The organism is Bacillus sp. EB106-04-04-XG123 (assembly GCF_058791855.1).
Genome location: NZ_JBYTDZ010000001.1, coordinates 440,279 through 454,568 on the forward strand (window position 1 = coordinate 440,279; position 14,290 = coordinate 454,568).

At 41.0% G+C, this 14,290-nt stretch carries 11 protein-coding genes; 3 read left to right on the forward strand and 8 right to left on the reverse strand.

Annotated elements, in window-relative coordinates:
• Nucleotides 1–54 precede the first annotated feature (54 nt).
• Together coxB and cyoE are read right to left on the reverse strand one after the other, a co-directional pair.
• A complete protein-coding gene (gene coxB / locus AC3WTB_RS02215; protein ID WP_039178282.1) occupies nucleotides 55–1,122 on the reverse strand; it encodes a cytochrome c oxidase subunit II in 1,068 nt (355 codons plus the stop codon).
• A gap of 279 nt (nucleotides 1,123–1,401) precedes the next feature.
• Nucleotides 1,402–2,319, reverse strand: a complete 918-nt coding sequence (gene cyoE, locus AC3WTB_RS02220) for a heme o synthase (RefSeq protein WP_059377041.1) — start codon at nucleotides 2,317–2,319, stop codon at nucleotides 1,402–1,404.
• Nucleotides 2,320–2,712: 393 nt separating this feature from the next.
• Between cyoE and AC3WTB_RS02225 the strand changes: the two genes are divergently transcribed.
• Entirely contained in the window at nucleotides 2,713–3,636 is a 924-nt protein-coding gene (locus AC3WTB_RS02225) for a COX15/CtaA family protein (protein ID WP_492333250.1), read from the forward strand.
• 38 nt (nucleotides 3,637–3,674) lie between these two features.
• Here AC3WTB_RS02225 and AC3WTB_RS02230 read toward each other — a convergent pair whose 3' ends face one another.
• From AC3WTB_RS02230 to glsA, 5 genes are all read right to left on the reverse strand, one after another.
• Nucleotides 3,675–5,096, reverse strand: a complete 1,422-nt coding sequence (locus tag AC3WTB_RS02230; RefSeq protein WP_492333434.1) for a cryptochrome/photolyase family protein — start codon at nucleotides 5,094–5,096, stop codon at nucleotides 3,675–3,677.
• Nucleotides 5,097–5,211: 115 nt separating this feature from the next.
• Nucleotides 5,212–8,658 (reverse strand): pyruvate carboxylase, encoded by a 3,447-nt coding sequence (gene pyc / locus AC3WTB_RS02235; RefSeq protein WP_492333251.1) that lies wholly within the window; start codon nucleotides 8,656–8,658, stop codon nucleotides 5,212–5,214.
• A gap of 79 nt (nucleotides 8,659–8,737) precedes the next feature.
• Nucleotides 8,738–9,949: a putative lipid II flippase FtsW gene (gene ftsW, locus AC3WTB_RS02240; RefSeq protein ID WP_492333252.1), complete on the reverse strand. Its 1,212-nt coding sequence runs from the start codon at nucleotides 9,947–9,949 to the stop codon at nucleotides 8,738–8,740.
• Between the two features lie 209 nt (nucleotides 9,950–10,158).
• On the reverse strand, nucleotides 10,159–10,440 hold the full coding sequence (locus AC3WTB_RS02245) for an Fpa/YlaN family protein (RefSeq protein ID WP_003212509.1): 282 nt from the start codon (nucleotides 10,438–10,440) through the stop codon (nucleotides 10,159–10,161).
• Between the two features lie 122 nt (nucleotides 10,441–10,562).
• The gene (gene glsA / locus AC3WTB_RS02250) at nucleotides 10,563–11,492 is read right to left on the reverse strand and encodes a glutaminase A (protein WP_034281651.1); all 930 of its coding nucleotides are present in this window, start codon (nucleotides 11,490–11,492) and stop codon (nucleotides 10,563–10,565) included.
• A 120-nt stretch (nucleotides 11,493–11,612) separates the two neighbouring features.
• On the opposite strand from glsA, the gene AC3WTB_RS02255 reads away from it, so the two are divergent.
• Nucleotides 11,613–12,095: a peptidyl-prolyl cis-trans isomerase gene (locus AC3WTB_RS02255; protein ID WP_144494999.1), complete on the forward strand. Its 483-nt coding sequence runs from the start codon at nucleotides 11,613–11,615 to the stop codon at nucleotides 12,093–12,095.
• Between the two features lie 15 nt (nucleotides 12,096–12,110).
• Here the strand turns inward: AC3WTB_RS02255 and AC3WTB_RS02260 are convergent, their stop codons facing one another.
• Complete coding sequence (locus tag AC3WTB_RS02260) at nucleotides 12,111–13,433, reverse strand: PhoH family protein (protein ID WP_039178271.1); 1,323 nt, start codon at nucleotides 13,431–13,433, stop codon at nucleotides 12,111–12,113.
• A 140-nt stretch (nucleotides 13,434–13,573) separates the two neighbouring features.
• On the opposite strand from AC3WTB_RS02260, the gene AC3WTB_RS02265 reads away from it, so the two are divergent.
• Nucleotides 13,574–14,191 (forward strand): YhcN/YlaJ family sporulation lipoprotein, encoded by a 618-nt coding sequence (locus AC3WTB_RS02265; RefSeq protein ID WP_039178268.1) that lies wholly within the window; start codon nucleotides 13,574–13,576, stop codon nucleotides 14,189–14,191.
• The last annotated feature ends 99 nt before the right edge of the window (nucleotides 14,192–14,290 follow it).

Consider the following 14,290-nt stretch of genomic DNA (forward strand, 5'->3'; position numbering starts at 1 on the left):
CTTAACAAAAACTTCACATCGATCACATACCCTCTTACATATTTGCTCTAGTTGTTACTCGACTTTAAGACCTTTTAAATACTCGTAAAGTGCATCTGCTTCTGAGTCATTTAATTTAGGGTACGTTCCTGTCATCTTATTACCTGGTTTAAAGCTTTCTGGATCTTTCAGCCATGCTTTCACATTTTCTTTGTTCATGTCTTTGATTCCAGCTACTTTCGTCCGTTCTCCGAAGGTCGCAAGGTTTGGTGCTGTCCTTGCTGCTTCCGGCCGTTCGTCACCAGGCTCTACTGCGTGACAGCTTAAACAGTTTTTCTCTTTAAATAGCTTTTCACCCTCTAAAGCGAGATCTTTTGTGGATTCAGGCTTCTTGTAATCAGCCATTTTTTTCGTCCATCCTAAGAACTCATCTTGAGAAAGCGTTTTAACTTTAAAGTCCATTAAAGCATGTGACGGTCCGCAAAGCTCCGCACATTTCCCGTAGAAATATTCCCCTGCATCTTTCGTTCGTTTCGAGTCAAAGATTAAATAAAATTTGTTCTCATTATCTGTGTTTGTATCAATTTTACCGCCAGCCGATGGAACCCAGAATGAGTGTTTGACATCGGATGCTTTTAGCTTAAAGTACACCTTTTGATCTGTTGGTACGATCAATTCCTGACTTGTGACAATCCCATAATCAGGGTATTCAAATTCCCACCAATATAAGCTGGCCCTTACATTCACAACAAGTGTCTTTTCAGGATCTCGTTTTTTCTTATCCATAGCGCTTGTATCCCCTAGTTCAAGCGTGTATGCCACAACAGGTACAACGAGAATAATAAGTAGAAGAATCGGAATCGCTGTCCATGTGATTTCCAAGTTGCGGTTCCCTTCCACCTGCTTTGGAATCGTATCTTCTCCCACTTTAGAACGTTTGAATTTAATGATGACGTAAAAGAAAATGATCGATACAACAATGACGACAAGAACCATAATAAGTGTACTCAGTACCGTTAGGAAAAACTGTTTATCTGCTACTTCCCCAACTGGCTTGAGTGTTGATAAGTATGGTTCACCACAGCCCGCCAAAACGAGCGTCAGTAAGAGAAACAGTGAATAAACACGCCATTTTCTTATCATAATTTGTCCCAACCCCTTTTGCTTGATCTCCTTTGCCTTTCGCTTTTTACCTCTTATTTATAAAATCACTTCTCACCCATCTATAACCCCCGCCTCTTATAAAAGCACTTACATTTCCTCTTTTCATAAAAAAATGATGTTTTTACTCAAAATACCATCTATGTATAAACAGAAAGCCGCCTAAATAGAACTGAATATCAGGCGGCTTTCATAGTTGTTAGAAAATGTTGTGTTATAAGATATAGCCATTGTTTTGATGTGATCAAAGTGTATTTCACTCTAGAATAGTGTAATAATAATCATCGCTACGAAAAAGATGGTTAAGTAGTTTAATGAATAAACGAACATGAGCGTTGACCACTTCATGACGTCTTTCATTTTAAAGCCCATAAGGCCAATAACAAGCCATCCAATATTAAGCAGTGTACCAAGTGCGACAATCGGCCATCCTAATCCACCTAAGAAAAATGGAAGTGGAAGAAGACATGCTGTCCAAATGATGATTTGGCGTTTTGTGACTTCAAAGCCGTAAACAACTGGCAGCATTGGAATGCCCGCCTTACGGTAATCTTCTGTTTTCTTAATCGCAAGTGATAGGAAGTGCGGGATTTGCCAAATGAACAGAATCATAAACAAAACCCAAGCCGTTGTGTCGATTGTACCTGTTACAGCTGTCCAGCCAATTAATGGCGGAACCGCGCCAGATACACTTCCGATAACTGTATTGATGGTGTAATGGCGTTTAGACCACATGGTGTAAAGAACCGCATAAGTAAAGACTCCAATAAATCCAATCACTGCTGATGTAATGGTTGTCATCAGAAGCATAATGAGTCCTAATACAACAAGCAGAATGCCAAATGCATACGCTTGCCCCGGCTGAATTTTACCTGTAACCGTCGGTCTTGTTTTTGTTCTTTCCATTAATATATCAATATCACGGTCAAACGCATTATTAATCGCGCATGAACCGGCAATAATAAGAGAAGAACCAATCATTGTTAACAGCACAATATCAAGATTTCCAAGAAAACTCATACCTGTAAAATAAAAAGCAAGCCACATTCCAGTAAATGTCGTAATGAAATTGGAATTGACGATGCCCATTTTAATCAGAGCAAGAAAATCTTTCCACGCTGTTGTTTCTTCTATTTGTCCATGAATAGCTGCTTCCGCGGCTGTTTTGGAATTTGCCAATGTGTATAACCTCCCTTGCCCAAACCTTCAAACGAACGAATGACACGTAAAATCATTACAACTCTATCATACAAGATAAACAGCTGTAAAAAAACATCCTATTAAATAATAAACGACAAACTTGAAGTTATTTGTGAACTTTTCGTGAATTTATTAGGATATATGTGTGTTTCAGAAGGCGGTGCAAAATGAAATATTCTCTCCTCTATTTCTATCAGACTGTCAAAGAAAGATCAAGCACTCTAAATCTGTAAACTTTGTGAACTAACATATCATTTTTTTGTGAACTTTGGTCATTATGAATTGCAACAGAACACGCATTTGGCTTAAACTTGAGAGCATGTGAGGTTTTCATTTACATCAGAAGTTTTTTAGAGAAGGTGAAATAATTTGATGAAATTTGCTTTAAGGCTATTGAGCGTGATCACAACATTTGTGATGCTGATCGTACTGATTGGCGGTGCGCTTGTTACGAAAACCGGTTCGGGTCTTGGCTGCGGTAGACATTGGCCCCTTTGCCACGGTCGTTTCTTTCCTGAAATGAATCCCGCTTCCATCATCGAATGGAGTCACCGCATGTCAACAGGGGTTTCCACCATTCTTGTTCTGGCACTAGCGGTCTTATGCTGGAAAAAAATTAGTCCAGTATTCCGTGAAACCAAATTTTTGGTCATCATGTCCATTATATTCTTAGTGCTTCAAGCGCTTTTAGGAGCTCTTGCCGTCGTATTTGGTTCTAACGCACTTGTGATGGCACTGCATTTCGGTATTTCACTCATTTCATTTGCTTCAGTATTACTGCTTGCCCTTCTTGTCTTTGAAGCAACCAGATCTGAAACAAAACTTGTGAAGCCGCTTCATATCGGCAAAAAGATGCAGTTCCATATTTATGGGTTGATCACGTATACGTATATCGTTGTCTATACGGGTGCTTATGTGAGACATACAAAGTCAAGCCTTGCTTGCTCTGTCTTCCCGTTTTGTTCAAAAGACGGTGCGCTTCCAACTTATTTTAATCAGTGGGTTCAAATGTCTCACCGAGCAGCAGCACTTCTTTTATTCGTCTGGATATTTGTCGCTATGTTCCATGCCATGAAACATTATAAAGAACAGAAGCAGCTGTATTATGGATGGATCATCTCAGCCATTCTGATTACACTTCAAGCCATTTCAGGTGTGATGTCTGTTTATTCTCAGCTTGCACTTGGTTACGCGTTGGCTCATTCATTCTTTATTTCTTGTTTGTTTGGGGTACTATGCTACTTCTGCTTACTTATTGCCCGGTTTAAATATGAAAGCAAAGAGCCATTTAAATAAGATTTACATCCCCCTATCATGCCGAAAGGGGGATTTTTTTATTGTTGTTTTGCTTCTTCGAATAGCGAGATGGCTTTTTTGCGTCTTTCCCCGTGATCAACTGTTGGCAGCGGGTATGTATCCCCTAGTACACAGCTCGATTTCAGTTGTTCATCGATCGGCATTTTACTTGGTTCATGAATCCATTTTTCATCGACATGCTTAAGCTCTGGTACATATCTTCTAATATATTCCCCGCTCGGATCAAATCGCTTTGACTGAGTCGTTGGGTTAAAAATACGGAAGTATGGAACGGCATCTGTCCCAACAGAAGCTGCCCACTGAAATCCTCCGATATTCGAAGCCTCATCATAATCCACAAGCTTTTTTGCAAAATACGCTTCTCCCTTTCTCCAATCAATCAAATAGTCCTTTGTTAAAAATGAGGCGGTGACCATTCTTAAACGGTTATGCATCCAGCCTTCCTCATTTAACTGCCGCATCCCTGCATCGACGAGGGGAAAGCCTGTTTCACCTTTACACCATGCGTTAAACAGCGTCTCATCTTCATTCCATTTCATCCCTTGAAACGCCGAATTAATTTCTTTTTCTTTCATCTCTGGATAATGAGCATAAATCATATGGTAAAAATCTCGCCACGCCAGCTCTTTGATAAAGGTTTCTCTGCCCTCGTCTTCAAACAGCGCTTCCTCATGAACCGCATGAAAGATCGTTCGGATTGAGATTGTCCCTGTTTTCAAGAAACGTGACAGCTTGCTCGTTCCAAAAACAGATGGAATATCTCGTTTTTCATGGTAACGTGTTAATCTTTTTTGGATAAAGTCATGCAGCGTGTTCATCGCTTTGTGTGAGCCGATTTGATCAAATTTCCTTGAGCATCTCATGATCATGCTGCGTAGTTTGTCATTCCCTTCATGCGAAAGTGACTCATCACAAATCGTATGAGCGCTGCTGAGAAATGATTTGTCAACTTTTATCACAGGCTGCTTCTCTTGCTTTCGCCATGATTGATAGTATGGAGTAAACACTTGATAATGAGTGCCATCCGCTTTTAAAATATCTTGCGCCCCGTGAAGGTGTGTATCTTGCCATTTTGACACATGAATGCCCTTCTTTTCTAAAAAATCGGTTACGTGATGGTCACGCCTTTGTCCGATTCCCACTTGATCTTCATTAAAAAAAACAGCTTTGATGTCATACAGATCGATAACTTGCTGAAAGGCACGCAAGACATCTCCATAGAGAAGGTGAACATACATTTGAGATTCTCTTGCTTCCTTGACGAAATGCGCCACGTTTTGGAAAAAATGTTCGTTGTTTAAATCGAGGTCCATTTCAGTAAAGAATGGATCTAGATGATAAAGAGCAAATAATTTGTACTCGTGTTTTTTTGCATATGTGATCGCTTTTGATAAGGCGATATGATCATCTAATCGCATATCCCGGCGAAACCATATCATAACAGTTTTGTCCAACCTTCTTCACCTCACTCTATAGTGTAATCACTCTCACTTGCTGCTGCACATTTTAATGCGCTCAAAAAAAAGACACATCACGGTGGATGTGTCTCACTTCTTATTCAGGCTTTAATACAATGAGCAGATCACCGGTTTGAATCGGTTCTCCATTTGTCACATGTATTTCATCTACGACCGCAGAAAATGGGGCTTGTACAGTCGTTTCCATTTTCATGGCTTCGTTGATCATCAAATGCTCGCCTTGTGAAATTTTTTGTCCTTTTTCCACGAGTACTTTAATGACAGTGCCTGGCATCGACGCGGCGATGTGATTTGGATTCGAGCGGTCCGCCTTCATTTTTTCTTGAACGGAGGATTTGATGCTTTCATCCTTAATCACCACTTCACGCGGCTGGCCATTTAACTCAAAGTAAAGAACTCTTGTGGCATCTGGATTCGGTTCGCCAATTGATACGAGTTTGACAATAAGGGTTTTTCCTTTTTCGATTTCTACCTCAATCTCTTCTCCAAGTCTCATCCCGTAGAAGAACGTTGGTGTATCAAGAACAGAGATGTCACCATAGCTTTCTGCTGTTTGGACAAATTCAGAAAAGACTTTTGGATATAGGGCATACGCAATTGCGTCTTGCTCTGTTAACGTCAGATCATGAGATTCTTTGAACTGCTTCTTAATGTCTTCAAAGTCCACTGGCTTCAGCTTCTCACCAGGTCTAACAGTAAGAGGCTCTTCCCCTTTTAAAATCAGCTTTTGCAGTTTTTCTGGGAATCCGCCATGCGGCTGGCCTAAATAGCCTTTAAATAATTCAACAACAGAATCCGGGAAGTCTAATGTTGCTCCTTTTTCATAGACATCTTCTTCTGTTAGATCATTTTGCACCATATAAAGTGCCATATCTCCAACTACTTTAGAGGATGGTGTTACCTTTACAATATCACCAAACATGTCATTCACACGTCTGTACATTTCCTTTACTTCATTCCAGCGTTCGCCAAGACCGACACCTTTCGCCTGCTGCTGCAAGTTACTATATTGACCGCCAGGCATTTCATGCTCATAAATTTCTGTATGAGGCGAATTCATGCCGCTTTCGAATTCATGATAGTATTTTCTGACGGAATCCCAGTATTGAGAAAGGCGTTCGACAGATTGAACATTCATGTCTGGCTTTCTTTCATGTCCTTCTAAAGCATAATAAAGTGAGCTTGCACTTGGCTGCGATGTGAGTCCTGCCATAGAGCTGACGGCAACATCTACAATATCAACACCCGCATCAATCGCTCTTGCATAGGTGAACAGTCCATTTCCACTCGTGTCATGCGTATGAAGATGGATAGGGATTGTAAGCTCATCTTTTAAAGCAGAGACTAGCTCATAGGCTGCCTGCGGTTTTAATAATCCCGCCATATCTTTAATACCTAAAATATGTGCGCCGGCAGATTCAAGCTCCTTCGCAAGAGATACATAGTACCCAAGATCATATTTTGGACGAGATGGATCAAGGATATCCCCCGTATAACAAATAGCCGCCTCTGCCACTTTGCCTGATTCCCGAACAGAATCAATGGCAAGCGTCATGCCTTTGACCCAGTTTAAGCTATCGAAAATACGGAACACGTCAATGCCTGCCTCGGCAGATTCTTTTACAAATGCTTTGATCACATTATCCGGATAGTTTGTATATCCGACAGCGTTTGATGATCTTAATAGCATTTGGAACAGTGTGTTTGGCACTTCTTGACGAAGCTCTTTCAATCGTTCCCACGGATCTTCTTTTAAGAAACGGTACGCGACATCAAATGTAGCCCCGCCCCACATTTCCATACTAAACAGCTCTGGCCATAAACCTGCTGTTGGCTGGGCAACTTTCTTTAAATCATGAGTTCTGAAGCGTGTCGCAAGCAGAGACTGATGCGCATCTCTAAAGGTTGTATCAGTTAAAAGGACGTTATTTTGTTCTTTCACCCAGTTGGCAAGTCCTTCAGGTCCATGCGTATCTAACAATTGTTTTGTCCCAGACGGGATCTCTTGATTGAGAGGAAGCTTCGGTACGTCTGGCTTGTCAAAATGAGGCTTCTTTTTCTCCGCAATACCAGGGAACCCATTAATGGTAACGTTACCAATATAAGTTAACATTTTCGTTCCGCGGTCTTTTTGCTTAGGGAAATTAAATAGCTCTGGCGTCGAGTCGATAAACGATGTATCGTATTCTCCTTTTAAGAATTTCTCATGCTTAGCTACGTTTTCAAGAAATGGGATGTTTGTTTTAATCCCGCGAATCCTGAATTCTTGTAAATTTCGGACCATTTTAGCAGCCGCTTGATCAAATGTGAGCGCCCATGTGGACAGCTTGACCAATAGTGAATCGTAATAAGGTGTAATGACCGCACCTTGGAAACTGTTCCCTGTATCAAGACGTACACCAAATCCCCCACCTGAACGGTAGGCCATAATTTTTCCTGTGTCTGGCATAAAGTCATTGAGCGGATCTTCTGTTGTGACCCTTGATTGAATGGCAAAGCCGTGTGTAAAGATATCTTCCTGCTTTGGAATACCAACTTCTTTGCTGTGAAGGTTATGCCCCTTTGCAACAAGAATTTGGGTTTGGACGATATCGACACCTGTGATCATTTCTGTGATCGTGTGTTCTACCTGCACCCTTGGATTAACTTCAATAAAGTAAAACTCTCCATTTGCAACAAGGAATTCTACAGTCCCAGCATTAATGTACGATACATTCTGGGCCAGCTGAACAGCTGCTTCGCAAATATCTTCACGCAATTGATTTGTTAGAGATACACTTGGCGCCACTTCAATGACCTTTTGATGCCGCCTTTGAACAGAGCAGTCACGCTCATATAAATGAATGATATTGCCGTGATTGTCACCAATCACCTGCACTTCAATATGTTTTGGATTCTCAATCAGCTTTTCAACGTATACTTCGTCATTTCCAAAAGCAGCTTTTGCCTCTGACTTCGCACGGTCATAGGCTTCCTTCAGCTCTTCTTTTGATCTGACAATCCGCATACCACGGCCGCCGCCGCCTAGTGAAGCTTTAATAATAAACGGGTAACCGTATTCTTCACCGAATTTTTCGACTTCTTCGACCGAATCAACTGGTCCGTCACTTCCTGGAATGACTGGAATACCAGCTTTTTTCGCTTCTTCTCTCGCTTTTACTTTATCTCCAAACATATCTAAATGCTGAGAAGTTGGACCGATAAATTGAATGCCTTCCTCTTCGCATCGTCTTGCAAAATGAATGTTTTCGGATAAAAATCCGTAGCCTGGATGAATCGCATCCACGTCATTTCGTTTTGCAATTTCAATGATCCCCTCGATATCAAGGTAGGCATCAATTGGTTTCTTTCCTTCTCCAACTAGATATGCTTCATCTGCTTTATAGCGATGATAAGAGCCAGAGTCTTCTTTGGAATAAATGGCCACTGTACGTAAGTTGAGCTCCGTACAGGCCCTGAAGACTCTGATAGCGATTTCCCCTCTGTTTGCAACTAGAACCTTTTGAATTGTTCTCTGTGACATTCTCACTCCTCCATATCCCTTAAAATTTTATATGTACTCTATAATAAAGGAAGAAATGAAAACTGTACACTTTTGTTTTCTAAAGATTCAAAGTTTTCTGCAATCCATTTTTTTCAACCGATGGTTTGCTCATTGATTTTTTCTTTTTATAACGCTCTTTATATTCAGTAAACATGCTGATATTCAGCAGCATGCCCATACAGATGCTAAGTAAAATGATGGACGATCCTCCGTAGCTGATAAACGGAAGTGTCACCCCAGTGATCGGAATAAGACCTGAAACACCGCCTAAATTGATACAAGTTTGGATCGCAATCATGGAGGAAATTCCTATTGCAAGCAAACTTCCAAACGGATCTTCACACTTTCTCGCAATATAAAAACCTTTCACGACGATGAAACCAAGAAGAGCGATAACGAAAAACACGCCGAAAAAACCAAGCTCTTCCGAGATAATTGCCATGATAAAGTCTGTGTGCGGTTCTGGCAGATACCCGTACTTTTGAACGCTTTCTCCTAGACCGAGTCCAAAAAAGCCACCTGATCCAATCGCATAATATGAATTGATTAATTGATGTCCAGTAGCCCCTGCATCTTTAAATGGATCTTGGAAACTCTCAAAACGTCCGAGACGATTTTGCGTGAAAATTTTATCCCAAAAAAGAATAATAAACGGGGTCAGAACAACCATCACTACACTAAATAGCGCCAGCAACTTCGCAAGCGTTTTGCCGCTGAAACCTGAGCATAAAATCATCGCAAGGGCAATCATGCCAATAATGAAGGCTGTCCCATAGTCTGGCTGCAACATGATAAATCCGCACAGGATAGAGACAATCACGATTGGAGGTGTGACACCTCTTAAAATATGATCAATATAATGCTGCTTTTTTGCATACACCGCAGCAAGATAAATAATGACAACAATTTTCACAAATTCGGCTGGCTGAAGACGAAGCGGGCCTAATTTGATCCAGCTTCTTGCATTCCCTGCAATATGACCGAAAAAGTACACATAGATCAGGGAAAAAACTGCAAGCACCAGCATGCCAATCTGGAATTTCTTATTTGAAAACACCTGATATGGAACTAGTGCTGCAAAGATCAAAATGACGGCTCCAACAATCATAAATAAAAGCTGTTTCTTAAAGAAATTATCTGGCGCGGCATCGTATCTGATAACAGATGTAATCATACTTGAGCTATACACCATAACCAAACCGAATGCGCTGATTAAGATAATGGCGAACAATAATGAGTAGTCATACGATTTTAGCATTCTCTTTAACATATAATCCTCTTCCTAACGTCTGTTTCTACTGCTTGATATCTTCTTAGCTGTTCTTATTCTACTACATTTTCTCCGTTTGATCCCGTTTTACCTCTTTTATATTGTTCGTCATTCATGAAAGAATCAAGTCCGTTTGCCGTTAATCCATCAAAAGAAAATAGAGGACAAAAAAACTCAAACTTAGTTGTGGAAGTTTGAGTTTTCAATCGTTATTTTTTTGTGAACGCATCATGAAGTGCGGAAAGCTCTCTCTCAAGTTTATCGAGTAGTTTCTTACCTTCATGTTGATCAACTAATCCAAGCCGGACAGCGAAATCAATTTCTCTCGATAATCCGAACATTTGAGTATCTAAAACCTCTTCATAAAGAGGACATTGCGGCATCGTTAAGTTGTCCATTTGCACTTGGATCAATTTTAAAATTTTATCTGCATCCAATTTTAATAAAGCCAGTGCTTTTTGCCGATGATCGACTAAAATTTCTGACGCCAAAAGTATCCCTCCGTTCCCCAGGCGAGTACCTAATTCTTCTATTTATCATAAAGCGAAACGCCCAAAATTGCAAGCAGATTTGTACAGTTCGCTTTGTAAAAATAAAAAGAAGACATTCATCATTAAAAGATACTCATCTCATATTTTTCACTCATGAGCTCAAGCAGCTTAATGCCAGCAATGCTATTCCCTTTTTCATCCAGTGCAGGACCAAAAATTCCGATCCCAAAATCATATGGAGCCGCTCCCATAATCCCGCCTGAAACACCGCTTTTAGCGGGTATGCCGATATTAATGGCGAATTCCCCGCTTGCATTGTACATGCCGCACGTCACCATAAAGGTTTTACAAATTCTAGCGACATCTTTTGAAAGAATTTGCTGCCCCGTCTCTGGATGTCTGCCATCTAATGAAAAAACACAAGCAATTTTCGCCAAATCTAAGCTGTTCATCATGATGGCACATTGTTTCGTATACACGTCCATAACCTCTTCTACGTTCCCTCTAATAATATGATATTGCTTCATATAATAGCACATAGCCCGATTAATCATTGATGTCTCAAATTCGGATGCGGCTGTTTCTTTGCAATATGTAATGCTTTTATCATTTGCAAGCTCTCTAATAAAGCCAAGCAGGCGGTTTAGCTGATCTTGCGGCGTCGCGCCTCTTATTAAGCTTGTGACTGCAAGCGCTCCTGCATTAATCATTGGATTCAGCGGCTTATTCGGACTTGCTGTTTCCAGCTTAATCATTGAATTAAACGGGTCACCTGTAGGCTCTTGTCCAACAAATTGAAAAACTTTTTTTGGCCCTTCTTCTGAGAGTACGAGCGCAAGGGCTAATACTTTTGAAATACTTTGCAGAGTAAAGCGTTTATCTACATCTCCTGCCGAGTGGCAAGTATTACTCACATGATACACAGCCACAGATAAATCCGTCTGATCCGCTTTGGCGAGAGCGGGAATATAGGATGCTACTTTGCCATCTTTGGCCACTTTTTTTGCTTCTTCTACAAATCGCTGAAGCTCTTCATTGTCGCGACATGCCATGCCCAATATCCTCCCTATCTTTCATGTAAGATTAGTGTGTACAAGGAGATGCATGTTTATGAAAGTGACAAAGCAGGCGAAAACTTCTATAATTTATGGTGGAAAGGGGTTGTCTTGAACATGAGCATCATTCAAATTAAGGGGAACGTAAAGTACAAGATCACCATTGATCCAAGTGTATGGATTTTTGATGACCGCAAATTTTTAATGGATTCATTTTTTGAAAAAAGCGCAGCAAATGAAGAAAGTCAGCTGGATCAGGAGCTTGACCAAGAGCGGGTGATCAGAGAAGGACAAACACTTCCACCCACTTTAAAAACAGAGAAGAAGTACGAAAAGGAAAGACTCGTCACAGGCAGCTTCGGAATGAAGCTAGGTGATATGCTGAAAAATGCAGAACCACTTGAACATGCAGATACATGCGAATTTGTCACAGAAACAGGGACAATTGCTGTTCCGCTTTCTCAGGCAATGGAAAGCATTGCACACTTCAGCCAAAATGGGAAGCCGATGACTGAAGAAGGACCAATCCACGTTTATTTCGCGGATCAGTCCAACCTCACTCAGCCGATAAAAGGTGTCAAAGAGCTCATCATTACATAAGACAGAGGGTCTGGACTACAGCAAATCAGCTGCAAGCTGTGCAAGTCCAGACCGTTCTCCTTTGACAAGCTTGACATGTCCAGATATTTGCTGTCCTTTGAACCGCTCAATGACATACGTAAGCCCATTATTTAAGCTGTCTAAATAAGGATGATCGATCTGCTCTGGGTCACCCATCAGCACAATTTTACTTCCCTCTCCGACTCGCGTTAATAATGTTTTCACCTCGTGTTTCGTTAAATTCTGCGCCTCATCAATGATAATAAATTGATCAGGGATACTTCTTCCGCGTATATACGTTAAAGCTTCCACTTGAATCGAACCAATTCCCGCCAAAATCGCATCAAGTTCACCAGGTTTTTTTGTATTAAATAAAAATTCTAGATTGTCATAGATCGGCTGCATCCATGGTCTGAGTTTCTCTTCCTTTTCACCTGGCAAGTAGCCTAAGTCCTTGCCGACAGGAACAATTGAACGGGCGACGATCAGTTTTTTAAACATGCCGAGATCCTCTGTCTGCATTAATCCGGCAGCCAGTGCAAGGAGTGTTTTACCAGTTCCCGCTTTTCCGATCAATGTCACGAGGGGAATATCACGGCGCAATAGCAGTTCTAGTGCCATCGTCTGCTGAACATTTTTCGGACGAATTCCCCAAACATGCTCTTGATCATAAATGAGCCGTTTCACATTCTCTGCTTTTTGATCAAGCATTCCTAAAGCAGAGCCGCCTTCATTCCCCTTCATAATGACAAACTGATGAGGGTTTAATGGTACACTCGTGACTTCTTTTATCGGCAATTGGCTTTGTTTATAAAATGTATTCAATTGCTCCGTCGGAATATAGAGCTCATGATAGCCGTTATCAATGTCTTCGTTTTGCAGCACACGGTCACTTAAGAAGTCTTCAGCTTGGAGGCCTATAGCATCTGCCTTTACCCGGACTAAAACATCTTTACTGACCAAAATAACTGGCCGGCCGTGAGGCTTTGTTTCTTCCTCTAAGCTCAAATTTTTCGCGACAGCCAAAATCCGATTATCGTTCGTTTTTTCAATGAAAATTTCTTGAAGTTCATGGAAAGAGCGATGATTCAGCTCGATGCGCAGCGTTCCTTTTGACTCTAGCGTAATTTTTTCATGCAGTTTCCCTTTCGATCTCAAACCGTCGATTAAACGTGAGACGCGCCGAGCGTTTTGCCCAACCTCGTCCATGTATCTCTTTTTCGAGTCTACTTCTTCTAACACAACGGCCGGAATGACGACCTCGTTGTCTTCAAATGAAAAGATTGAATTCGGATCCTGTAATAACACATTTGTGTCTAATACATAAATTTTACTCAGGTCCTTCGCCTCCTGATCGGGGTTTCATTCATCCTTGTCTTTCCCAAAACGATTGTTAAAATATATGTTTTCATGAATAAAGTTAGAAGGTTAATTCAACAATAAAATAAATCATGCAGTTTGTGAAGGAGGGAATTTAGATGCGACTATTTTTAACATTATTCATGATTCAAACGATCATTCTGTTAGGCGCTTGCCAGCAGCAGGAAAAGCCAGAAGCACTGGACAAGCAAGATGGACGCCAGCACTTAGTAAGGGTGTCTGACTCATCGAAGAAAAAGACAGATCAAGCCCGCCCATCCACAGATGTTGCGCAGCATCTTGTCAATGTGACAGAGCACGTAGCAGATGTCAATGATGCAACAGCAATCGTCATCGGCCGCTATGCTGTTGTTGGTATTGATGTAAAAGATGATTTAGATAGAAGCAAAGTAGAAACCATTAAATATTCAGTTGCAAAAGCGCTGAGAAATGACCCGGAAGGTGCAAATGCTGTTGTGGTTGCTGATCCGGATACAGTCAGCCGTTTAAAAGAAATGGGCAAAGAAATTCAAGCAGGCCGTCCTGTAAGCGGTATTATGGATGAACTAGCTGCCATTGTCGGCCGCGTGATGCCAGAGATGCCGAAAAATGAGATCGACCGTAACGAAAAGGATCCGACAAATGATCCGAATAATCAGCTCAAAGAACAAGATCAAAAACAGTTAGAAAAAAATCAAAACGACCAATCAAACCATCATATGAATCAGAAGAAATAATGAGAACGGCTTATATCTCCTGTGATATAAGCCTTTTTCTACGCTGATTTTAAGTGGCTGGAAAACATGCTATAATAAATGCATTAAAGTGAGGTGAAA

Coding starts and splice junctions, on each gene's coding strand:
- coxB (WP_039178282.1), bottom strand. CDS start 1,122: ATGATAAGAAAATGGCGTGTTTATTCACTGTTTCTCTTACTGACGCTC.
- AC3WTB_RS02265 (WP_039178268.1), top strand. CDS start 13,574: ATGCGACTATTTTTAACATTATTCATGATTCAAACGATCATTCTGTTA.
- glsA (WP_034281651.1), bottom strand. CDS start 11,492: ATGGCATGTCGCGACAATGAAGAGCTTCAGCGATTTGTAGAAGAAGCA.
- ftsW (WP_492333252.1), bottom strand. CDS start 9,949: ATGTTAAAGAGAATGCTAAAATCGTATGACTACTCATTATTGTTCGCC.
- AC3WTB_RS02255 (WP_144494999.1), top strand. CDS start 11,613: ATGAGCATCATTCAAATTAAGGGGAACGTAAAGTACAAGATCACCATT.
- pyc (WP_492333251.1), bottom strand. CDS start 8,658: ATGTCACAGAGAACAATTCAAAAGGTTCTAGTTGCAAACAGAGGGGAA.
- AC3WTB_RS02225 (WP_492333250.1), top strand. CDS start 2,713: ATGAAATTTGCTTTAAGGCTATTGAGCGTGATCACAACATTTGTGATG.
- AC3WTB_RS02230 (WP_492333434.1), bottom strand. CDS start 5,096: ATGATATGGTTTCGCCGGGATATGCGATTAGATGATCATATCGCCTTA.